The following is a 22,263-nucleotide window of genomic DNA, read 5'->3' as shown; positions in this document are numbered from 1 at the left end:
TTGCAGAATCGCCAAATTTCTTGTTTTTACAAAAATTCAATCTTTTTCAAAAATTGAAAATTCGCTTATTCATTTACGGAATCTGTAAAGCCTGTGTCGGGGCTTTCTGAATTTGTATAGGTCGGCGGCGTGTAACCGTCGTCCTTGATGCAGCGGACAAAATGATAGTCTTCGTGGCAGAGCATCGCTTCGCAGTAGTCGGTGCCGCCAAAGCGGTAATGCCTGAGTTGCTTGACTTCTACATTGCCGTTTTCGTCGGGCCAAAGCGGGATTTCCTTGGAATCTACGGTCCAGTAAGAGCCAAAAGCGTAAGTCTCGCCGGTTTCTTCGGTGCACTCGCTATCGTAATAGCGGCGGGTGAGCGTCGAAAAGTTCATGCCATAGGCGTTCGTGGGGTAGAAAAAGACTTCGGCGTCGGTAGAGTACGACTGCGAACCGCTCAGTTTTCCAATTTGGTGAATGGAATAGCGCGGCTTGCGGTAGGCGGTCGAAAAAAGGTCGTCGTAAGAGGCCGTAGGCGAAAGGTCTGTCAGCAGATTTGTAAATTCTGTCTGGGTCGGGAGACGCCAGCCTTCTGGGCAAATATTGTATTCGATGTCGGCGGTGGGGTATTCCAGGCCTGCATCCGTCGGGATCTTTACATTGGGCCTGTTTGCATCGGTAAATGGGCGGCTACCGCTTGTCTTGTAGCGCAAATCCTGGGCCATCCAAATGTGGTCGCCCACGCTGATGGTTCTGTAGGTCTGTCCGTCGCGCACGTCGGTCAGCTGCGCAAAGTTGGGCTTGTGCGGCAGGCGGGTGAATCCCCAGAATTTGATCAAGGCGATGCATACATCCTGGTAGAGCTTGCCCGGGTAAATGTCCTCGATTTCAATGATAATCTTGAATACGTTCTTGAGCGGTTTATCGAACACGATCACGTCGGCAAGGGGGTCTTTGTGCCCGCGCCAATTGGGCTTGGCGAGCGTATGCACCTTGATCAGGTTGTCGGTGGTGTTCTGGTAAATCTTGATGGTCTTTGCTAGGCTGTAATTCGTGTAAGCCGAAGAATCCCGCAAAAAACCGTTATAAATGGTGATAAGGTCAAGTCGCTGGGCTTCTACCAGGAATTCCAGGGTTATGGGCTTGTTTTTGTACTTGGCTCCCCAAACTTGAAAAAACGGGTGCACATGTTTTTTCATGACCATATTTTCGGGTCTGTACGTCGTCTGGCCAATGTCGGGTAGTGTTGCTGAAGCCTTGATTCCGTTAATCGGGATAGAGGTGATTGCGTGCGATAACGAAGCAGCGACAAGAACGGCAACAAAAAAACGAATCATGCGAGGGCCCAAACTAAAGACGAGCGGAAAATATAAAAACAACTAGTTCTATATATATATGGATTTTTTACGAAAAATGAACAAAAAATGGTAAATTTTTCTTTTATATTTAGGGTGAAATCGAGGAAAATTCTTGCGGATGCGATTGTCGTATATTTTAATGCTATTGGTCGGCTTTGTTGTCATGGCCGAGGCGCACCCGCACGTATTTGCCGACGTATCTATTAAGGCCTTGTTCAGTCAAGATGCCTTTACGGGGGTCCAGAATCGTTGGACCTTTGACGAGGTGTACAGTGCGGCGATGGTTGCCTCTGCTGATGCCGACGGTGATGGTAAAATCACGGGGAAAGAGGCCAACGAAATAAAAAAACTCGTGCTTGACCCTTTGAAGCAAAGCGGCTATTTTAACTATGTGACGGTTGAAAGTAAGTTTGCTCCGGCACAGAAAATCGAAGGGTTTTCGGCGGCTATGAAAAATGGGAAACTGGTGCTTGATTTTAAGGTAGCTTATTCTATTCCGGCAACATCAGATTACACGATGCTTGTGATTGTGGTCAGTGATCAGACGAATTATATCCAGATGACGACCGATATGGAAAATGCGGATGTCGATGCTCCTGATGGGCTGGATGTAGAGTTTTTCCCTGACGAGGTTCGCGGGCTCACGTTATTCCGTGCTTTCAGAAGCGATACGGAAGGTCTTTTTTTAAGGTATAAGAAGTGATGGTTGGTGTTTTATGAAAAAGTCCATTGTGTTTTTGCTGGTTCTTTTGATAGCGGTGGCGGCTTCGGCGGCGGTCAAGAAAAAGCGTTTTGATGTGGGAGGCGCTTCGGATGCGCCGGCTGCGACGGAGGTGACTGTCAAATCGGTTGCGCCGGAGGTTGCTGCGGAATCTGCTGTAGTGCCTGAAAAACCGGTAGAAAAATCGCGGTCGCTTTATACGGTGATTGCGGAGGAGCAGAAGGTTCTTCGTGAAAAGTTGACGGCGACGATTTCGGCGATGAAAAGCGGCGATTGGAATGCCATCTGGAAGTTCCTTGCGATTTGCCTTGTGTACGGCATGTTGCATGCGCTTGGCCCCGGACATGGAAAGTCGATTGTGGTCGGATATTTTATTGCGCGTCGTGGTCGCTGGCGGCAGGGCGTTGCGCTTGGCGCAGGCATTACGGTGACGCACACGATGAGTGCTGTTCTCTTGCTGCTGATTCTGTATGCGATTTTCAAGGCGACGGTATTTTCGGCGTTTGAGACGGGGCGCATTGGAATCGAGCGGGCAAGCTATGCGCTGATTATGCTGACGGGTGTGTTGCTGGTGGTGCTAGCGATTCGTGATGTGTTCAAGTCGCACAAGGGCTGCGGATGTTGTGCTCGGATGGAGTCTGCGGAGGGGGCTGTTGCGGAGTCTAAATTGCCGCCGATTGCCCGCTGGCGTGAAATCTTGGGTGTTGCCGCCGTTACGGGAATTGTGCCTTGTCCGGCTGTGGCGTTGATTGTGCTTTTCTGCCTGCTGAATTCGATGGTGGCGCTTTCGCTCCTGGGTGCGCTTGTCATTTGCATCGGCATGACGATTACGAATGTGGCCTTCGGGATTGCGGCCGTGGCATTCCGCAAGGGAATCGACAAGGGGAGTGCCCACACCCGTATTGCGACAAAAATATACACCGTCGCGACTCTCGCAGGCGGTGTCATTATCTTTATTTCGGGACTGTTGCTGTTTACGAACCAGTTCGCGGGCCGCGTATAAAACCCTGCGGCAGAAGAATGCCGCAAGTGGTTTTATTCCGCGCTTTCCATCTCGTTAATCAGCTGGATATTGTACAGTTTTTGCACCTGTAAAATATCAAGGATGACGGCGATGCGCTCGTAAGTTGTTCCCTTGTCGATCTTGATGGCGACAGGGGATTTCTTATTCTGCACCGCAGCGGCTTTTTCGCGGAGTTCGTCGGGAGTGCCACGTTGGCCGTTAAAGGCGAGTTCTGTCTCGGAAAGCTCAATGTACAGGCCTTCGGGCGTGTCGCGCTTGGTTTCGGTCTGTGTTTCCGGCAGAATCAGCTTGAGCACCGATTCGTCTTGCTTGAATACCGATGTCACCAGAAAGAACACCAGCAGCAAGAAGACGCAGTCGATGAGCGGCGTCATGTCGGGGCGGATTCGGCGGGTGCGCTTGGCCATTTATGCATCCTCGTTTGCGGAATCGGCGCTCTGAGAACGAATGTGGTCCTTTTCCTTGAGAATGCGGCCCAGCTGCAAAAGTACATCGTTTTCAACGTTGTCCTGTTCCGATTCCATGCTGGCATTCAGGTAGTTGAAGGCGATGACGTGCGGAATGGCGACTACAAGACCAATCACCGTCGTAATAAGGGCGAGTTTGATGCCTGTGGCGAATGCGCCTGCATCAGAAAGGCCCGAAACGGCGATGACGCTGAAGGCGTTGAAGATGCCGAACACGGTTCCCAAAAGGCCCAGCAGCGGAGAAATGCTGGCGATGTTTTCAATCGTGGTCATGCCCTTCTGTAACGGCGAGAAAGCGAGTGCGATTTCGGTGCGGATGCTTTCCATAATGATGTGGTGATCGGTGTTGTGGCTCACCACGCGGTGCAGAATTTTAGACGGAAGGCGCTTGCGGATGCTCCTGTTAAAGAGAATCAGCGAAATGATTTTCCATACGATGATGGAATAACCGACGAAATTCATCGCCACGAGTACGTAGGCGATAACGCCGCCCTGTTGAATAAAATCTAAGATGTAGTTCATGTTTATGTCATTCCGGCCTCCGAGCCGGAATCTCCTTTGTTAGTGAAGGTTATACTTGATTGGAATTTCCATTTTCCAGGAGTCCTTGCCAAGTACAGCTGGAATTGGATCAAATTTGGGCACGGCCTGCACGGCGGCAAGCGCACTTTCATTCAGCGAAGAATACGGACACGGTTTCGAAACGGTTGCTCCGCTGATGCTTCCGTCCTTTGCAACGGTGAATTGCACGCGCACGGTGCCTTCTTGCTTTAAGCGGCGGGCCGTTGCGGGGTAGTCCTTCTGCTTTTCAAACGCCTTGGAAAGCCCGATAAGGTAGGCTTTCGTCACCTTCATCAGCGAATCCTTCGAAGGTTTCGGTGGAGGTGGCGGCGGGGGCGGTGCCACAGGCTCGGCGGGCGCTTCGACAACGGGTTCCGCGTCTGTCACCACGATCGGTTCCGGCTCTGGCTCCGGTTCAGGTTCCGGCACGGTATCTTGCACGATGTTCGGGATAATCTTGGCGCGAACCACCTTCTTCACGATTTTCTTGACTTCGGGCGGGGGTGGAGGCGGTTGGAGCAGTAATTGCTCCACATGAATCACCTCGGCGTCTTCGCGGGTGGTAACCACCTGCGTCCGCTTCAGGAATCCCCAAGCGTAAAAGCCTGCGTGCAGCAAAACGGCGATAACAATGCCAAAGCAAAATACACGCCGCATCATGAATGCGGAATAGGGATTGCGGGAGTTTGATTCAAATTCAAAATTCATTAGGTCTTATTAGAAGTAATACTTCGCTTTCGCCCAAAGTTCGCGATTCTTGTCGTAGCCTGCGAGTTGCCCGCGCTTGCCGCCAAAGTGGTCATAACCGAGCGAGAGCATCACTTGGTCAGTAACTGAGTAATCGCCCGAAACGCGCGCGTAATAGGCAAGGTTGTCAATGTCGAACATGCCGTAGAGCGAAAGCTTGAGCGTGTTGTTCAGCAGTTCCTTTGAAATACGGAAGGTCATTTCGGAGGAATTCTTTTCGGCGGCCAAGTTATGCGAATAGTCGGCGATGTACTTGTGCAAATACTGCACCATGAAAGTCCAGTTGTCGCCGGCGTACCAGTCGATTCCACCAAGCGCATTGAAGGTATTCTTGCGGGCGTAATCGAGATTGCTTGCGTAACCGAGCGCTTCACCGAAGTATTCTGCGATTTCTGCACGCAGCACGAATTCGCCGATAGGCATAGAGAGGTCGCCACCGATCATGGTCATGGTTTCGTGAATGCCGTGGATGACAATGGAATCCTTGACGGGGTCGTAACCCGCGACGGAGACAGGCGACTGGTTATGCGTATGGAGCGCCGAGACAGAGAAATCTAGATTTGAGAGGAAGAACGAGACTCGCGTTCCGAAGTCGCCGTTCTTGAATTTGGCATCGGGACCTTCCGGGAAATCGATGCTCGCTTTTTCGGGCAATTCAGGACGCCAGGGGTTTTCTTCTTGCATGGGCATCTGGAAGTATCGCGGCACGGGCACGTAAACGATTTCGGCATTCACGCGTTCGCCGGGGTACTTGATGCGAAAACCGTCGACAGCCATGCGCATGTCGTCGTAATCGCTCGACATGAATTCGGTGTAATCTACAGGCGAAATCAAGTCGGTAACGCGAAGCCCGTCGGCAACGCCCCATACCACAATCTGGCGGCCCGCACGAATTTCAAGAAAGTCATTCTGGTAGTTGAAATACGCCTCTTGCAACTGCACTCCGGTGCGGTCTTCGAGAATGCTGTTGTGCACGCCATTCAGGCTGGTGAACAAGTAGGCGTTCTCGTAATCCACGCGGAGTTCTGCGCGCAGGCGCGTCCGCGACGTGGTAAAATCGTGCGGATGCTGCGTTTGCAGGGCGTGATACGTATCCACGAACCCGTTAAACTGGAATGGAGATTCTTGGGCGAAGGCGGTCGCTGCCGCCATTCCGATCGCTAACCACCAGAATTTAGACATTGCTAGAGTCCTCTTTCCAGGCGCGGGACGGTGAATGTCTTTGCGTCAAGCGGAATGTTGAACTTGATGTCGCCGAATTCAAGGAGTGTCTTGTGGTTGGTCTGCACGTTTTCCATGCTCATCTTGGCGATAGACCAGAAACCGTCTACCTGAACCACGTTTTCAACTTTCAGCGAGCGGTGCAGTTTGCCGAGCTTGTCGTAGTATTCCACTTTCGCTGCAATCAGGCAGTCCTTGCGAATCCAGGAGATTTTCTTCGAGAAGATTTCGTCGCCTTTTTTCGGCACGGATTCAACGACCCAGCAGTCCACGCCATCGACCTTTTCTTCGCGCACAAATGTATGCGTGTCTTCGTCGATGTTGCGCAGGCCCACATCGTCGTAAGTGAAGTCGGAGCCCATGAAGTAATCCGTCTTGGAACTCTTTCCGCTAATGCGGCGCGTCTTTTTCATGGCGGGCAGGTAAAGCCACTTGTCGTCATCCTTGTTGATGTCGTCATAATCGACAGTCAGGAATCCTGTGCCCTTCACGTCGTTGGGGTAGCGGAAGAACATGATCTGCTTGGTGTCCTTACCCACGTCCATTGCAAACGAGGTAATCTTGCGTTCGCGCTTGGCTCCGCTCTTGTTGATGAGAGTCATTGAGAGTTCGGAACTGCGTGTGTCGCCATCGGGGCGGTCATGCACTTTTTGCACGATGTCGCGGCCGGTCAAAGTTTCTGCGCTCACCATGGCGCTCAAGGCGACAATAATTGTCGCGGCTTTTTTTGCGAATTTCATATTCATAAATTTCTCCTATTTTCCAAAAATCTTGAATTTCTTGATTAAAAGCGGTGTCACAAACAGGTCGGCGAGCAGTGCCGAGACAAGGCCCACGAACACCACGAAGCCGAAGTTGAACATCTGCGTTGCGGCCGAGGTGGTAAAGCCCGCAAATGTCGCCACCATGATAATCGTCGTCATCACGAGTGCCGGGCCTGCCGTGCGGAATACGTTGAGAATCGATTCGCGGTAATCGTGGGTGCGGTCAAATTCCACATGCCCGTGGTTGATGAAGTGAATCGTGTCGTCGACGGAAAGGCCGATAATCATCGGGATGAGCGTCGCCGTCATCATGTCAAGCGGAATGTCCGTGAGTCCAAGGTAGCCGCCCACGAAAATGCCCGGCGCAATGTTCGGAATCATGCCGATAAGGCCCGTGCGAATGCTGCCGAAAACGATCATCAAAAGGACAGCCACGATGACTACAGAAATCAGGAACGACGTCATCTGGCCCACTTCCAGGTACTGCTGCATGGCGGTGAACTGCGGCAGGTTTCCTACGGCAGTCACCTTTGCGTCCGGGTAAAGCTTGCGTGCGAAATTCTGCAAGTCCTCGATTTCCTTCTGGAGTTCGTTGGAGTTGTAGCTCGAAATTTCAATCATCAGGCGGAGCTTCCTGTAATCGTAATCCATCCAGTAGCTTGCTTCGCTGCCGCCCGCGTTTTCGTAGAGCAAAAGCAGCTGAGCGACTTCTTCTTCCGTTTCGGGAATGGCGTATTTATCCTGACGGTTCTCGTTCAGCGTGCGGTCCAAATCCTTGACGATGTCAAGAATGGAGGTGGAACGCTTGGTGAGCGGGTACTTGCCGGCATGATCCTGCAACTGTTCGAGCTTTTTCAGATTCTCGACTTCCTTGGCCTTGTCGTTTGTACCAAAGTCAATCACCAGGTCGTACGAATAGAAGCTTCCGATTTCGGATTCTGCCACGTAGAGCATCTTGTTCACGTATTCGACCTTGCGGCCCATGGTGCGTTCTACGTCAAAGGCGGGTTCTATCTTGGTGAGCCCGAAAGCAGAAATTGCAGTTACGATGGCGAATACAATCGCAATCGGCTTGCCGTGCCCGAGAACGAATTTTCCGATAGAATCGAGAATGACTCCCATGCGCGTGTCACCGCGTTCAAGCACCTTCGCGTTCGGCTTCTTGTCTTTGCCGAAACTCAGGAGAATCGGCGAAACCGTCAGCGCCACGAGAAGAATGAATGCAATCGCAATCGACGAGAGAATGCCCACGGAGCGAATCGGCTTGAGCATCACCGAAAGGAAACTGAGCAACGCGACAATCGTGGTAAGGCCCGAGAAAAGCACCGACCAGCCCGTTTCACGCATGGCGTAAAGCACCGATTCCTTGCGTTTGCCCGTAAGCATCATGTTCTTGCGGAAGAATGAGTTGATGTGAATGTTGTATGCAATTGAAACGGCGAAGGCCAAAATCACGGGCACCATGATGTTGGTTGCATCCATATAAAGTCCGAGATAACCCACCAGGCCGAAAGTCATGATGACTCCCGCAAAAGTCGTAATCAACGGCGAGACGATTCCGCGCAGCGAACGTGTCACCAAGAACATCACGATGATGGCGCAGAGAATGGTCATGATGAAAATGCGACCCATTTCCTGACCGATGTAAGTCATCTTCTCGAAGCTCAAGTAAGGCATGCCCGTAGCGCGCGGATTCAGCGGTGCATACTTTTCCTTCGCGATGATTGCTGCCGTTTCGCGACCCGTTTTCATGTCGGGGGCTTCCGCCTTTTCACCCTTCGCTTCGCCTTCGGCTTTCCACAGGTCATCTTCGGGGAAGGGGCGCAGCTTGATGTTGATGAAGGCCTGCTTGCGGTCACTCGAAATCAGCTTCTTCGCCAGTTCCGGCTTGTCGGCCAGGCGCTTCTCGATTTCTGCGAGGCCCGCTTCGTCTGTCGGGATTTCTTCGGGCACAATCTGCGTGATTTCCATGCCCTCTTCGGTGCCGAGCATGTATTCCAAATCGACAATCGAAGTCGCCTTGCCGTCGGAATACGAGAGGCTGTCGCGCAGTTCGTTCGAAAGCTCGCGCAATAGCTTCAGGTTGTCCGGCGTCAAGATGGAATGGTCGCTTTCGACCAGCACGCCCACGAAATAGTCGTTACCGAAAGTTTCCTTGAACTTGTCCGTTTCGACAAGCATCGGGTCGCCCTCGATAAAGTAGCTGTCCCACGACGCCTCGACGTAGATTTTTTTCATGCCCACGACCGAAACTGCGAGCAAAACGACAAACGCCACTAGCATAATGGCGCGGTGTGCGAGCAAAAATTCGCCAAAACGGCCGAATCGCTCGTTGATTTTTTCAATGTTGATCTTTGGTAGGCTCATTGTATCCTCTTTTTTTTGCGGTGCAAAAATAGGGATATGGGCCTAAAAATTCTACTCCAAATGGTTTTGCGCAAAACCGAACAGTTTTTAAATCCTTTCGGATTGTTTATTGTCTATTTGGAGTTTTTTTTGAGGGCGTTCCCCGGCTTGCCGGGTCGGGTGCTGTTCGCCTTCGGCTCATCGAGCCGCTACGCGTCTCGCCACAAAAGTGCGACGCCCCCTAACGCAAATACACCAAGAAATTCACCATTTGAGGTATTTCTTGATTTTAGAAAAACATTCTCTATGGGCATCAATGTTTATACCCATAGACGGATGGTGCATACACCAAATGGGGACGGGCGGGAAGCCGTTCAATGTGAACAAATGTAGGTTTATTCCAGCACAATTCTTGCTAATCTCAATTTGATCACGAGCCTGCGGGAGATATTTCCATTCAAGATTATCCCACCCCCAACCGACAATCAAATCAGGACGCAGAATTTCCATAACCTCGGCAAGGGCTTTGGCAGACAAATCCTTTAATTCTGCCGTTAAATAACGTTTATCCGCGTGGTCGCCTTCGCCAATGCTTTTTTGGAAGAAATTATAGAAGGCAATTTTATCGTAAACTTCGTGCGGATTTACATCACGGATCGAAGCAAGAACATTTGCCGTATTGCGGTGGCACTGCGCCCATTTAGGGAGTGTCGCTCCCTTATCGTAGTTTCCCAGGAAATCCTTCTCGACCACCTCACGAGTCCACTCGTGGTAGCCATTGTTAGATTGCGGACCGTAATGCGATTCGCCTAGCACAAGAATTTTGTGCAGAGCATTTGCATAATCCTTACCTATGTATGGGTAGAAATTAACGAATAAAGTTTTGGAAAAGAAATTCATTTCAATTAGTTGCTGTCGAAACTAAAATTCAACTTTCAGTTCTATAGATTGCTCCATAATATTGTGCAATTTTCTTTTTAGCTTAAAGTCAATGTCGAAAGACAATTTTAAGAACTTGTTTATTACTTTTGTTGCAGGATTGAAACCGAAAGCAGTTTTTGCAATATCTATTTCAAAATTCAAGTCCAATACAGATGTACAATCCTTTTTACTATTATAGTGCGTTTCAAATGTCCTTAATAAAGATGGATTGTCGGGATTTCTCTGTTCTAACAAAGTGCTAAATTCTGTATCATCTTGAAGATTGTTTTTCGAAACAAATTCCTTTGCTCTATTCCAGTGAACTTTAGAAAAGCCCTCACTTGAATTATTTTCAAATGAAAAATCTTCCCAATAATTTTCTTCAAGTAACTCCTTAAGTTCTTTTTCCAAAGATAATTTCATACTTTTTTCGTCTTTATCAGCAAATCCTTTTTCATTATCTTTCGCTTTGCTTTCTTTACCCACATTAAGGTCAATTTTTAAATCACTTTCGTTAATATTATTTGTATTTGTTTTCTTATAAACATGTTTTGCACCTAATTTCTGCAAAAGCAATTTGTAAAGATTATAACGTTGCTTCTGAACATTTTCAAGAAAATACTCAGAACTTATGTATTGAGTGCTTAAATAGGGATTTTGAATGTAGACTTCATTTTCCTTTGGATTAACATTGCCTATGCGATCAATAAAGACAAGATTATCTTTCTTTAGTTTTTCGATGGAACAAATTTTTATACAGCCATTAGACACGTCATCTAAGGCTGATTGACATAAAGATTTTTTATCATCATCATTTTCATAGACTTTCTTTAAATCATTCAACATCCATTTGAAACTTTCAGCAATGTAAGCCGGACGTGGTATAATGATTTTGGGATTTTCCATAATAGCTCCTAATTATCTCCTTGAAGTATTTTCTTTACAACAACAGCAAACAAAGCCGCTACAATTAATGAAACAATAGGATGTTTCTTACAGAATTCAGCAAGTTTTTTGCAAATACTTATTAGCTTTTCTAAATATGCTACAAGCAAATCTATTTTCAAACATGTTCCGTTAATGGAAACATTTGAATTCTTCAATCTGCCAATTGTTCTATTTACATCATTTTCATTTAAGCGATAGTTTAATGTTTCAAGAGCTTTTTTCAAATCCTCAAACAATTCATGAAAGGACGTACAATAGCATAAAAATTCAAATGGTAATCTCGAGCTAAGGTAATCTACATCTTCAAGATAACCTTGAATAAAAAACATATCTTCACACTTCTTTACATTGTATGGTTCTGGAGTCAATTGCTCCCATGAAGTGGTTTTCTTTATCTGACGCATTTTGTCGTAATCAGCTTGATTACCTATTTCACCATTTCTCAAGATGGCGTCAGAACCTGTTTCTGTTTTGGTTTGGACCCAAAGTATATTTTTCATATTATACCCCCAAGCTAAATTTCATTAAATTGATGTATTCCTCAAAATTATCAGACCATTGAGCATGTTTCAAATCAGTGACAAACAATGCGTCTGGGTTTTCCGAGAACATTTTTGCAAATCCGGCGTTTGTAGAAACTAAGGAATCATATATTTTATCTTTTGCTTGAACTCTATCGGTTTCTTCTAATTCATCAATATGACTTCCTATGAATTTAATTGATTTTTGAGCAATTCCATCTTTATATATTTTCTCATATACATAATGGAATCGGCCTTGGCATTTTTCCGCATAATCCAAATTAGATTCGTCTGGTTTTAGGTACGATTTTGCATTAAAGAAAAATAAGATCCTTTCTTTATTCATTACATATTCGGAATAATGAACAACATTTGCATCGCCACCGGCAATATCAACACCGCCTTCTACATTTATTCCAAGAACTTTTGCTTGGAAAGCTTCATATGGAACTTCTCCAAATGTTCTTTTCATTTGTTCCTCAACTTCGCCATTTCTCAAAAGTTCAAGATAAGTTGATTTTCCGGACTGTTGCATTCCTATAATGCCTAGCGACACATTGGATAAAATATTGTACTTATCTGCAAGTTCATTTTTTTCTTTTCGAAGGCCTATAACATATAATATTGAAGGAATCGTTATCTGATATTTAGGTCCAGAAATAATGTTATCTCCAATCAGCGGAACCTTATTTTTTATGGAAACAGGACATTTTTTCCAAAACAGTTTCCAATTTTTCCAGATATCATTTGCCAATATCTTAATATTTTTCCCAAGAAAATCAACAGGAGGATTGTCGTACATTAGTGTAAAACACCCTTTATAAAAATCCTCTTCTTTCTTTTTAAGATTTTTGGCATCAGATTTATATCCGATTATTTCCAGCGCGTCGTCTAACAATTCTGCATAGGTAATGCCCGATCCATTTTTAAAAATACGCCTTAAAAGATTTGCCCTAGTATCACCTCCAAATGTTTGCAATTCAGCAGCGATTAGATTCCAACAGGAATGAGGGTCTTTTGAACTTTTGAATCTTAAATCTTTATCTAATTCTTGAAAGGAGTATTTTTCATTCGCTCCATTCGTGGTTAATATTTTTACCAAATCAGCAAGTTCGTAACCAGGCACAAACTCAAGAAAATCAAGGTCAGGATCTTTTCGATATTCTAAATCTAGCATGTCATCTCCATCGGTTTAGGAATTCTGGATTAAAACGGTTCGCACTTGCCGCCTTTTTCGCAGTAAGTATTCTGGATCATGTATTTAAAATCCGTGTAGGCACGTCCACATTTTTTACAATGCCACGGCCCAGTTTCACGACCTTCATAGGGTTCACAATGCCCGCCTTTAGGGCAGTAAGTATTCCGCGTCATATACGTAAAATCCGTATAAGATTGTCCGCACTTCTTACAGTAGTATGTTGCCATTGCAACCTCCCCTTGAATATTTCAAAAGTCTGCCCCTGTTGCAAGGAATCCTGCCAAATTTTGTCTGAATACAAAAAAGGTGCGAGTCGTTGCATTTATCCAAACGAGGCTCTGCAAAGCCTATAACCGATAAATGCGAGCGACCCACGCCCCAAAAGGGCTGTTGCCCAATGGTCAGATGACCAAAGACCGACTATTAAGTCGGTACGACAAACTGAAACACACTGCTAACAACGGCATGCCTGCGTGAGCGTTCGCCTTGTTCCCGGTTATTTGAAATTTGCAGATTTCGTTTGGAGAACAAGAGCTAAACTCTATTTTGCATTAAAAATAACATAAATATTTACAAATTGAATGTTTTTTGCGAAAAAAAATGCGTTTAAGTGCAAAGAACGGCAAATTTCTCTAAAAAAGCCAATTTTATCATAATCCAACCTGGAATGATATTGTATATTTCATCCCGCGTTGGAAGTTCCAACACTTTATTATATCCCCCGACAGGGGCCCGTTTCGGGGAATGCGTTCCATAGGCAAGGCTATGGGAAAAATCAAGGAAAAGGATTCCGGCATAAAGGCCGGATCGACAAATGTATTATCGAATCCGTCTGCGGAATCGGGTTTTGGCGAAATTGTACTCTATCAGCCGGAAGGTGATGTCCGGCTAGAGGTTCGTGTCGAAAATGATACTGTGTGGCTAACACAAGGACAAATGGCAGAATTGTTCTCTGTTAAAGAAAATACGATTACCTATCATATTCAAGAGATTTTTGAAACCGATGAACTTGATTACATTTCAACTACTCGAAAAATTCGAGTAGTTCGAAAAGAAGGCAAAAGAAATGTCGCAAGACGCATTGATTTTTACAACCTTGATATGATTATATCTATCGGCTATCGTGTCAACAGTAGAACGGGCGTAAGATTCCGTCGCTGGGCTAATCAGGTCTTGAAGGACTACATGCTCAAAGGTTATGCCGTAAATCAACGGATGGTTGCAACTGGAATGCAGATAGCCAATAGGTTTCAGGAACAACGGCAACTAATTGAAAATCAGGGCGCAAAACTTGAAAATGTTGAAACTCGTCTTTCGACAGTTGAAAAGCATATTGAGTTCTTTGTGAAAGCAGCGCAAACCCCGACGGGCGGCATCCTTGCGACGGGAACTCGATTTGACGGGCTTGCTCTGATTGCTGATTTAGTGAAATTGGCGAAGCGGTCTGTAGTGTTTATCGATCCATTTGCAACAATTGAAATTTTAAAATTTGCCGCAATGCGAACAAAAGGAGTAACTGCGGTTATTTATTCCGCACATATTACACCAGAATTTAAAGCTGCCAAGGAATTGCACAACAAGCAATATCCCGGCCTGGAGTTGAAAACTATGCGAACCATTCACGATAGATTCTTGCTTGTAGATGATATCGTTTATCACTTTGGGGCGAGTTTTAAAGATATGGGTAACGAGATGACTGCATTTAGCGTTTTGAATTTTGTAACACCCGAAGAAGTTATTGCTAAAATCCAGGAAAGTATGAAGGGAAAATAAACGGATTCCCCGAAGTCCATTTGGAGCGGTTTTTGGGGCGTTTTTCGGCTACTTTTGGCGCATGAAAAATGCTGATTTTGTTGACCGTTTGAGTCTCGCCGAAATGGGCGAGAATCGTTGCGGGACGGTCGCCCAGATCGAAGGCGATTCCCGCTTTATTTCAAGAATTGTTTCCATCGGGCTTACGCCGGGTTCCGCCTTTACGCTCCTCAAGAATGATGGGCGCTCGCCAGTGCTCGTTTTTTGCCGCGATACGGTAATCGCTGTCAATTATAAGGAAAGTTCACAGATTTTTGTCAAGGTGGAATTGTAAAAATGAGCGAAATCAAGACTATTGCTTTGCTCGGACAGCCTAATTCTGGTAAATCGACGCTTTTTAACAACCTTACGGGACTTCACCAGCGCGTGGGCAACTGGCCCGGCAAAACGGTGGAGCAGGCTGAAGGTGAATTTGTTTTTGATGGTTCGACATATAAAGTAATTGACCTTCCGGGCAGTTACGGGCTTTCGGCGAACTCCGAAGAAGAAGTCGTCACGCGCGACTACATTCAGAGCGGCAAGGCGGACCTCGTGTGCATTCTGGTAGATGCGTCGCAGCTGGAACGCAGCCTTTACATGCTGGCGGATTTTGTGGGCATTCGCATGCCCGTGATGCTGGTGCTCAACATGATGGATGTGGCCGAAGCGGCGGGCAAGAAGATTGACGTGGCTGCGATTGAAAAGCGCCTCGGCGTTCCGGTGCTTGGCTTCAGTGCGGCCGAAACGGAACGTTATCCTGATTTTTTCAAGAAGATGGTTTTGGCTATCAAGACGCCTGTTTGCCTTGATAGCGGGAGCCTGCGCGAGGAACTCGTTGGCGGGGGAGAGCTTGCTGAAAAAACGGATAGTCTCATTAGCCGTATCGAAGCAGCCCTCGGCGATTTTGAATACGGCGTTTGCGAAAAAATCTGGATTGCGGAAAAGCTTCTCGAAAAAGACAAACTCATTTGTGGTGTCGTGAATGAAATGCTTCCGTTCGCTAGGAAGAATGCGATTGATGCAATCCTCGATAGCGAAGAAGGGCGCGACGGCGGCATTCTCACCGGCGAAGCCAAGTATCGCTGGGCTTCGAAGATCGTGCGTGAATCGGCCACGCCGAAATCCATCGAGAAAGTTTTCAGCAAGTGGGACCGCATTGCCACGCACCATATCAAGGGCAAGTTCTTTGCATTCGGAATCATGGTCGTTTCGCTGATTGCGTGTATGATTCTCGCTTTCCCGGGCATGGGAATCGGTTTTGGAATGCAGCCTGTATTGCAGTCGCTTGTAGAACGTGTTGGCAATGCGCTTGGCGTTTGGCCTGTGGTGATTTCGTTCATCAACTTGGTGCTCGTCGGTGGAACTTGCATCACGATTTGTATGACGAGTTTCATTTTCGCTATCATTTTCGTGTTCCGCATTCTTGAAGAAATCGGCTATATGGCGCGTTTCTCGTATGCGTTTGACAACTGGCTTTCGCGCCTCGGTTTGCAGGGCAAGGCGATTATGCCGCTGTTCTCTGGAATTGGATGCACGGCGGGTGCAGTTTGCGGTACGCGCGTGCTTGATACCCGCGGGCAACGTTTGCTTGCGCTCGTTCTGTTGTGGGCCATTCCGTGCGGGAGCAAGGTGGCTGTGGTGCTGTTCCTGGCGTCGACTTTCTTCGGGTCGGCCGCACCGCTGTTTGGCATCGGCTACGTGGCGCTGATTTTTGCCAGTTTCTACCGGTCTTCGCGCCTGTTCGGCAAAAAGCTTGTCCCGCAGAATGAACGCGTGGGCATGATTATGGAATTGCCGCCGTATCACAAACCGCACTGGAAGATGATTGCTGCGATGGTCGGGCGTAGCACCTGGGGAATTTTCAAGAAGGCGTTGAAGATGATCCTGATGGTGGCGGCCCTTTTCTGGGCGCTCTCTTACGCGGGTGACGGCAATGTGGAAAATACGCTCCTTTACAAGATTGGCAATGCGATTGAACCGGTGACGATGTTCTTCGGAATGCGCTGGGAACTTTTCGTCTCTTATTTGGGCGGCATGTTCAGTAAAGAAGCTTCGCTTGGCATTATGAGCACGCTTTTCAACCACACTGGAGAGGCGTTCTCTCTTGTGACCCGCGTGGCTGCAAGCGAAAACTTGGGCGAGGCTCTTGCAAGTACCATCAGCAAGCCCGAAGCACTCGCTTTCCTGTTTGCATCGATGTTCAACGTTCCCTGCGTGTTGGCGATGGGCACCACCTACCGCGAGGCCGGCTCGTTCAAGTGGCTAGCCACCATCATGGGCTACTACTTGGCTCTTTCGCTCGGGCTCGCCTTTATCGGCTACCACATCGGATTGCTGATTTTCTAAGTGAAATTTTATAGCGCGCTGTCGAGTACCATCATGAGCGTGAAACCCACGGCAAAAAGGATGGTGCCGGCATCAAAATGCTCTCCTTCGCTGACTTCGGGGAGCATTTCTTCGATGACGACATAAATCATGGCGCCCGCCGCAAGCGAGAGCAGGTAGGGCATGAAGGGCGAGAGCGCCTCAGCCGCAAGCAGCGTGATTAAGGCCCCTACAGGTTCTACCGCTCCGGAAAGCGCGCCAAGTGCAAAAGCTTTTTTGCGGGAAGCCCCTTCGGCACGGAGCGGGAGCGACACCACCGCCCCTTCGGGGAAATTCTGAATAGCGATGCCTATGGCAAGCGCAAACGCACCCGAAAGCGTGATGGCGACATTCTCCGAAAGCCAGCCTGCGAAAACGATACCGACAGCCATGCCCTCGGGCAAGTTGTGCAAAGTTACTGCTAGCGTAAGCATGGTCGTGCGCTTGAGTTTTGCCTTGGGACCTTCTGGCGTGGCGCTACCCAAATGTAAGTGCGGCGTTATTTTATCTAAAATATACAAGAATAGAATGCCGGCCCAGAATCCGACTGTCGCCGGAATGAATGCCAGTTTGCCCATCGATTCGCTTGCACTGATTGCGGGCAAAAGCAGGCTCCATACAGATGCCGCCACCATGACGCCCGCCGCAAAAGAGAGAAGGCCCCGCTTGAGATTTTGGCTCATCTGTTTGCGCATAAAAAACACGCATGCCGCCCCCAAGACAGTCCCTAAAAACGGGATGGCAAGACCTTGGGCAATTTGTAAGACAGGCTCGTTCATGCCATAAAGATAGTATTAACCTTTCCCATATGGCTTGCTCAGGTACACGAGTGCGGTGGTGAGCGTGTAATCGGCAAGGAGTGCGGCTCCGAGGCCCACGATGGAGAGCAGGCCCACGTTGTGGAGGGCCCCCATGGGGCTGAAGATGAACACGAAGAACATCGCGCAAAGGATGAAGGTGGTCATGCCCATGGTCTTTCCGATTTCGCGGTAAGAGAGCAGTAACGCGTGCCTGTAGCTGCCCGTGCGCTCGAATCCGTATTTGATGTGATTGTTCATGTGGATGGTGTCGTCGACGGCGATGCCCAGAATCATTGGCATCACGATCATCGTGATCATGTCGAGCGGCATGCCCGAATAGCCCATGACGCCGCCAATCAGGAGAACGGGCGCGACGTTTGGAATCATCCCGATAAGGCCCGCCTTGATGCTCCCGAACGCAAGAATCATCATGATGGCGATAATCACGAACGAGCCGCCGAAGGAGCGCAACAACCCGCCGACCAGCTTGCCGTTCATTTCGGCGTAGTTCACGACTTCGCCCACCACGGAGACTTTCGCGTCGGGGAAAATCTGCGCGGCATAAGCGTTTGCGGAATCCAGGTCCTCGACGATTTTTTTGGCGTCGTAGCCGGCCAGTTCTATGTGAATGAAGGTTGTCTTGTAATTTTCGTCCATGCGTTCAAAGAGTGCGTCCGGGTCCGAAATCTCGTACAAGAAAAGCAGTTGCGTGAGCATGTCCTGCGCGTCGGGAATCTTGTAATACTCGATGCTGTCAGCGTTCAGCGTGCGGTTCATCTCTTTCACGAGGCGCGTCACCGATTGCACGCGCGGCTTGTCGCCCGAAATTTTGGTGAGCTGGAGCGTGCCGAGTTTCTGTTCCAGTTGCTCGATGCGTTTCATGTTGGCGGGATCCTTGAGCGCGTCTGCATCGTCGAATTCCACCATCACGTTGAAGTCGTAAAGGCTTCCGAGTTTTCCGCTGAGCATGTCCTTGAGCCGCACCACGAAGGGAATCTTTTCGCCCATGGTCTCAGTGTAATCCATATTCACGTCGATACGCATCATTCCTGGAATCTGCAGCAACATTACTGCCGCCGAAATCACTGCGACGATAACGCTGTGCCTGCATACCTTGCGCCCAAAGAATTCAAAGAGAATGTCCGCCTTAGTGGCTCCTGCCGACTTTACTTGCGTCGGGTTCGGTTTTGCGTTCTTGCCGAAACTCATGAGAATCGGAATCAGGATGATGACATACAGATAAACCATCGTGACGATGCCCGCCGAAATCCCGCCAATCCAGCGGATGGGGCGAATGCCTGCGAACAGAAACGAAATCAGCGATGCAACCGTAGTAATGACCGTAAAGAGGATGGGCCAGCCCGTTTCTTCGACGGCGCAAATCACGGATTCGCGGCGGTTGCCCGTGCGCCTAAAATGCATGCGGAATGAATTGATATAGTGGATGGAATAGCCTACTGAAAGTGCCATGCCCAAAAGCACCGGGAGAGCGACCATGCTTTCATCGCCGATAATGCCTAGCCATGCGTTGATGCCAAGCACCGAGGCAATGCCGCCGACTGTTGCAATCGCGGGCACCACCACGCCGCGCAACGAACGTACAAACAAAACAAGGCAAATGACCATCACCAGGAAGCCGAAACCGATGCGCATGGCGCATTCCTTCGAAATGACTTCGTTTTCTTCCATCTCGGTGTAGCTCATGCCTGTCGGGAGCATTTCAAACTTGTCGCTCTTGAATTCGTCGGAATAAATGACTTCGCGGGCGAAAGGCGCGATGCTGTCCTTGCCGAAATCGACGCCGCCCTCGTAAGATTTCAGCGAGAGAATAACCCATGTTTCCTTCGAATCGTCCGAGACGATATTGTTCACCAGCGATTCGCGGGAAAGAATCAGCCGCTTTTTCGATTCCAGTTCCTGCGGGTCGTTGGGAATACCGCCCTCGAATGGGTCGATGACTTCAAAACCTTCGTCATTTGCAACCGGAATTGACAAGTTGTGTGTCAGCGAAACCACGCGGTCGGCGTACGGCACCTCGTTTTCGAGCCTGCGTGAAAGCCTGTCGATTGCCTGCAACACCTCCGGCGCGAATACGTCGTCGGCGCGGACCATCACCATGTAGCCGTCGTCGCTGCCGAATTTTTCGTTGAAGTGCGCCTGGTCAATTTTCACCTTGTCCCAGTCGTCAAACCATTCCTCTTCGCTGCTCGTCATCTGCAGTTGCGGGAGCCCGAGGCACGCCAAAAACGTCACAATTGCCGTTACCAGCAGAATCAACCAGCGAAACTTGATCTGAAAACGCCCTAACCGGGCAAAAACCTTGTTGACACGAGAAACTTGCATAAGCACCCCACTTTTTTTGGGGTGAAAAATAGCGTTCCGGGCCCTCTTTTTCTACTCCAAACGGACGGGAGGCTTACCCTTTCTGCGGTAGGCGATCCTCGTAATCTTCAAGGAATGAATGCGGTTCGCCGCCGGCCTTGTAGCCGGGGAACGTCTCGATGCAGACGGAGTGCAGGCTGTTGAAGATGCTCTTTTCGATGTTCGGGTTTTCGCGCTTGAGGCGCTTGATGAGCATCTTGATTTCTTGCCGCTTGCTACCGCCACCGCCGTTGTCACAGACGGTGCAACTTTCGGTAAAGCGGCAGGCGCACTGGATAAACTGCAGCCCGTTGTAATTTTTCCAGTTGATGATGTCTTGCTCGTTGATGCAATACATGGGGCGGATGAGTTCCATGCCGCCGAAATTCAGGCTGTGGAGCTTGGGCATCATGCCTTGCAGTTGCGAACCGTAGAACATCGCCATGACGGTGGTCTCGATGACGTCGGAGAGGTGGTGACCCAGCGCAATCTTGTTGCAGCCTAGGTCTTTTGCCTTGTGGTAGAGGTGGCCGCGGCGCATCTTGGCGCAAACGTAGCAGGGGGAACGTTCGGTGTTGTTTGCCACGTCGAAAATGTTCGTCTCGAAAACGGTGATGGGAATTTCCAGGAGTTTCGCGTTGCTTTCGATTTTCTGGCGGTTGATTTCGTTGTAACCGGGGTCCATCACCAGGTATTCCACGTCGAATTTCACGTCGCTGTGTCGGTGAAGCATCTGGATGAGCTTCGCCATGAGCATGGAATCCTTGCCGCCAGAGATGCAGACGGCGATTTTGTCGCCTTCTTCGATGAGCTTGTAGTTCTTGATGGCGGTAATGAATGGCGTCCAGAGCCTTTCGCGGTATGTTTTCGAAATGCTCCGTTCTACGCTTTGGACAAATGAAAGTTCTCTTGCCATCTGATCGCTCGTTTTTAAGAAATCCTAGTGAAAAGATAGAAAATTAAAGACGGCAAAGCCCCAACGGAGTGTGATTCCGTCAGGGCAGCTTCAATCCAAAACACTATAAGAAAGAAAAAGTCTTTTTAGGCGGTGGCGAGCGCCTTGCCGAGATCTTGGCAGGCGGCCTTGCCGGCGTCATCGGGGGCGTTCTCGATGGCGAGCGGGTCTGCCACAAGCACGAGCCCGGCGGCTTCTGCGTCGGCCTTCCACGGATTCATCCATTCGCCGCCACCCCAGCCGTAAGAGCCAAATAGGGCGACTTTCTTGCCGTTGAGTGCGGGCTTGACGGCTTCGTAGAAGGGCTGGAATTCGGAATCTTCGAGTTCCTCGGCGCCCATGGCGGGGCAGCCCAGCGCATAGCGGGCGTATTCGCCCAACTGGCCCTGCGAAAAGTCCGAGACACTGAACACGTCGGCTTCGGTGCCGGCGGCCTTTGCACCTTCGGCGACGTATTTTGCCATCAGTTCGGTGTTGCCGGTTCCGCTCCAATAAATGACTGCGATTTTTTCCATTGTGATTCTCCTAGGTGAATTAAAGAGGTAAATGTCGTTTGATTACGCTGCGTTTCGGACTGTCAGCATCGGCAGCGAATATCCTTTTTCAAATAGTTTGTTGAAAACATCGAAGCACTTGCGAAAGCAGGCGAACCGTTTTTCGCATTCGGTTACATCGCCGTAAACTTTCCAGTAGCCCGTATATTTGCTATTCCTGCCGCCGTTGATAATGAATCCTTTCACGTCTTCGAGGGGGTAGCCCAAGAAAAGTCCGACTTCGTGCGGAAAACAGTGGCATTTGCGGATGCGCGCCGTCATGTATGCGAGTGCACAGTCGGTGCTAAAGTCTGTGTAGCCGTAGGCAGCCAAAAAATGGCGGATTTCCGGTTCGGCAATGAGCTTTTGCAGGGCGTCTTCGCGATAGACGTAAATAAAACTGCGCCCGCAGCGTTCTGCGATAACGCGCACGCACACGCCGCGAGGGTTGAGTTCCTTGTTCCAGTGGGCGAGTTGTTTGCACAGCGTTTCGCTGGGTGAAGATTCAAGGCAGAATAAACTTCCGACCTTGAGTCCGGCGAGTGTTGGCGCGCATTGGCGAACGAGACGGTGGTCTAAAAGGCGATTCATTTTTATTTCAAACTACAAATAAATTGTAAAGTTAGATTTCTCTAACAAATATACAAAAAAGCCTTGATGTTTGTCAAGGCTAATTTTGT

Annotated in this window: 22 protein-coding genes; 5 read left to right on the top strand and 17 right to left on the bottom strand. The window is 48.8% G+C overall.

Features of this window, described 5'->3' with window-relative positions; all coding sequences use genetic code 11:
* Positions 1 to 65: 65 nt before the first annotated feature.
* On the bottom strand, positions 66 to 1,319 hold the full coding sequence (locus B7989_RS08670; protein WP_088628120.1) for an FISUMP domain-containing protein: 1,254 nt from the start codon (positions 1,317 to 1,319) through the stop codon (positions 66 to 68).
* Between the two features lie 166 nt (positions 1,320 to 1,485).
* Here B7989_RS08670 and B7989_RS08665 point away from each other — a divergent pair, with 166 nt between their 5' ends.
* Both B7989_RS08665 and B7989_RS08660 read left to right on the top strand, forming a co-directional pair.
* Complete coding sequence (locus B7989_RS08665) at positions 1,486 to 2,043, top strand: DUF1007 family protein (RefSeq protein WP_158212885.1); 558 nt, start codon at positions 1,486 to 1,488, stop codon at positions 2,041 to 2,043.
* A 13-nt stretch (positions 2,044 to 2,056) separates the two neighbouring features.
* Positions 2,057 to 3,064: a nickel/cobalt transporter gene (locus tag B7989_RS08660; protein WP_088628118.1), complete on the top strand. Its 1,008-nt coding sequence runs from the start codon at positions 2,057 to 2,059 to the stop codon at positions 3,062 to 3,064.
* 32 nt (positions 3,065 to 3,096) lie between these two features.
* Here B7989_RS08660 and B7989_RS08655 read toward each other — a convergent pair whose 3' ends face one another.
* The 11 genes from B7989_RS08655 to B7989_RS13870 form a co-directional block, all read right to left on the bottom strand.
* Positions 3,097 to 3,492, bottom strand: a complete 396-nt coding sequence (locus tag B7989_RS08655) for a biopolymer transporter ExbD (RefSeq protein ID WP_088628117.1) — start codon at positions 3,490 to 3,492, stop codon at positions 3,097 to 3,099.
* On the bottom strand, positions 3,493 to 4,074 hold the full coding sequence (locus B7989_RS08650; RefSeq protein ID WP_072799342.1) for a MotA/TolQ/ExbB proton channel family protein: 582 nt from the start codon (positions 4,072 to 4,074) through the stop codon (positions 3,493 to 3,495).
* 39 nt (positions 4,075 to 4,113) lie between these two features.
* Positions 4,114 to 4,821 carry an energy transducer TonB gene (locus B7989_RS08645; protein ID WP_233144332.1) on the bottom strand — a complete coding sequence of 236 codons (708 nt, stop codon included), beginning with the start codon at positions 4,819 to 4,821 and terminating at the stop codon, positions 4,114 to 4,116.
* Positions 4,822 to 4,830: 9 nt separating this feature from the next.
* The gene (locus B7989_RS08640) at positions 4,831 to 6,042 is read right to left on the bottom strand and encodes a DUF1302 family protein (protein WP_144265005.1); all 1,212 of its coding nucleotides are present in this window, start codon (positions 6,040 to 6,042) and stop codon (positions 4,831 to 4,833) included.
* 2 nt (positions 6,043 to 6,044) lie between these two features.
* Positions 6,045 to 6,827, bottom strand: coding sequence for an outer membrane lipoprotein-sorting protein (locus B7989_RS08635; protein WP_233144331.1), 783 nt, complete (start codon positions 6,825 to 6,827; stop codon positions 6,045 to 6,047).
* 9 nt (positions 6,828 to 6,836) lie between these two features.
* The gene (locus tag B7989_RS08630; protein ID WP_088628115.1) at positions 6,837 to 9,212 is read right to left on the bottom strand and encodes an RND family transporter; all 2,376 of its coding nucleotides are present in this window, start codon (positions 9,210 to 9,212) and stop codon (positions 6,837 to 6,839) included.
* Positions 9,213 to 9,455: 243 nt separating this feature from the next.
* Positions 9,456 to 10,091, bottom strand: coding sequence for a hypothetical protein (locus B7989_RS08625; RefSeq protein WP_088628114.1), 636 nt, complete (start codon positions 10,089 to 10,091; stop codon positions 9,456 to 9,458).
* Between the two features lie 21 nt (positions 10,092 to 10,112).
* On the bottom strand, positions 10,113 to 11,018 hold the full coding sequence (locus B7989_RS08620; protein WP_088628113.1) for a hypothetical protein: 906 nt from the start codon (positions 11,016 to 11,018) through the stop codon (positions 10,113 to 10,115).
* Positions 11,019 to 11,026: 8 nt separating this feature from the next.
* Positions 11,027 to 11,560 (bottom strand): hypothetical protein, encoded by a 534-nt coding sequence (locus tag B7989_RS08615; protein WP_088628112.1) that lies wholly within the window; start codon positions 11,558 to 11,560, stop codon positions 11,027 to 11,029.
* 1 nt (position 11,561) lies between these two features.
* Entirely contained in the window at positions 11,562 to 12,758 is a 1,197-nt protein-coding gene (locus tag B7989_RS08610) for a hypothetical protein (protein ID WP_088628111.1), read from the bottom strand.
* Positions 12,759 to 12,787: 29 nt separating this feature from the next.
* Positions 12,788 to 13,006, bottom strand: coding sequence for a hypothetical protein (locus B7989_RS13870; protein ID WP_144265004.1), 219 nt, complete (start codon positions 13,004 to 13,006; stop codon positions 12,788 to 12,790).
* Between the two features lie 538 nt (positions 13,007 to 13,544).
* Here B7989_RS13870 and B7989_RS08605 point away from each other — a divergent pair.
* The 3 genes from B7989_RS08605 to feoB all read left to right on the top strand — a co-directional run bounded on the left by B7989_RS08605 (position 13,545) and on the right by feoB (position 16,916).
* Positions 13,545 to 14,552 carry a virulence RhuM family protein gene (locus B7989_RS08605; RefSeq protein ID WP_088628258.1) on the top strand — a complete coding sequence of 336 codons (1,008 nt, stop codon included), beginning with the start codon at positions 13,545 to 13,547 and terminating at the stop codon, positions 14,550 to 14,552.
* Positions 14,553 to 14,613: 61 nt separating this feature from the next.
* A complete protein-coding gene (locus tag B7989_RS08600; protein ID WP_233144330.1) occupies positions 14,614 to 14,865 on the top strand; it encodes a FeoA family protein in 252 nt (83 codons plus the stop codon).
* A 2-nt stretch (positions 14,866 to 14,867) separates the two neighbouring features.
* Positions 14,868 to 16,916: a ferrous iron transport protein B gene (gene feoB, locus B7989_RS08595; protein WP_233144329.1), complete on the top strand. Its 2,049-nt coding sequence runs from the start codon at positions 14,868 to 14,870 to the stop codon at positions 16,914 to 16,916.
* A gap of 8 nt (positions 16,917 to 16,924) precedes the next feature.
* Here feoB and B7989_RS08590 read toward each other — a convergent pair whose 3' ends face one another.
* The 5 genes from B7989_RS08590 to B7989_RS08570 all read right to left on the bottom strand — a co-directional run bounded on the left by B7989_RS08590 (position 16,925) and on the right by B7989_RS08570 (position 22,174).
* Complete coding sequence (locus tag B7989_RS08590; protein ID WP_088628110.1) at positions 16,925 to 17,713, bottom strand: ZIP family metal transporter; 789 nt, start codon at positions 17,711 to 17,713, stop codon at positions 16,925 to 16,927.
* A 15-nt stretch (positions 17,714 to 17,728) separates the two neighbouring features.
* Complete coding sequence (locus B7989_RS08585) at positions 17,729 to 20,077, bottom strand: RND family transporter (protein WP_088628109.1); 2,349 nt, start codon at positions 20,075 to 20,077, stop codon at positions 17,729 to 17,731.
* A 73-nt stretch (positions 20,078 to 20,150) separates the two neighbouring features.
* The gene (locus B7989_RS08580; protein WP_088628108.1) at positions 20,151 to 21,011 is read right to left on the bottom strand and encodes an ATP-binding protein; all 861 of its coding nucleotides are present in this window, start codon (positions 21,009 to 21,011) and stop codon (positions 20,151 to 20,153) included.
* Positions 21,012 to 21,136: 125 nt separating this feature from the next.
* Positions 21,137 to 21,565 (bottom strand): flavodoxin, encoded by a 429-nt coding sequence (locus tag B7989_RS08575; protein ID WP_088628107.1) that lies wholly within the window; start codon positions 21,563 to 21,565, stop codon positions 21,137 to 21,139.
* 42 nt (positions 21,566 to 21,607) lie between these two features.
* Positions 21,608 to 22,174: a DUF3793 family protein gene (locus B7989_RS08570; RefSeq protein ID WP_072799359.1), complete on the bottom strand. Its 567-nt coding sequence runs from the start codon at positions 22,172 to 22,174 to the stop codon at positions 21,608 to 21,610.
* Positions 22,175 to 22,263: the final 89 nt, after the last annotated feature.

Source organism: Fibrobacter sp. UWB5, assembly GCF_002210295.1.
Lineage (GTDB): Bacteria > Fibrobacterota > Fibrobacteria > Fibrobacterales > Fibrobacteraceae > Fibrobacter.
Note: the sequence above shows the minus strand (reverse complement) of the source record. Positions and strands in the feature narration are given on the sequence as shown.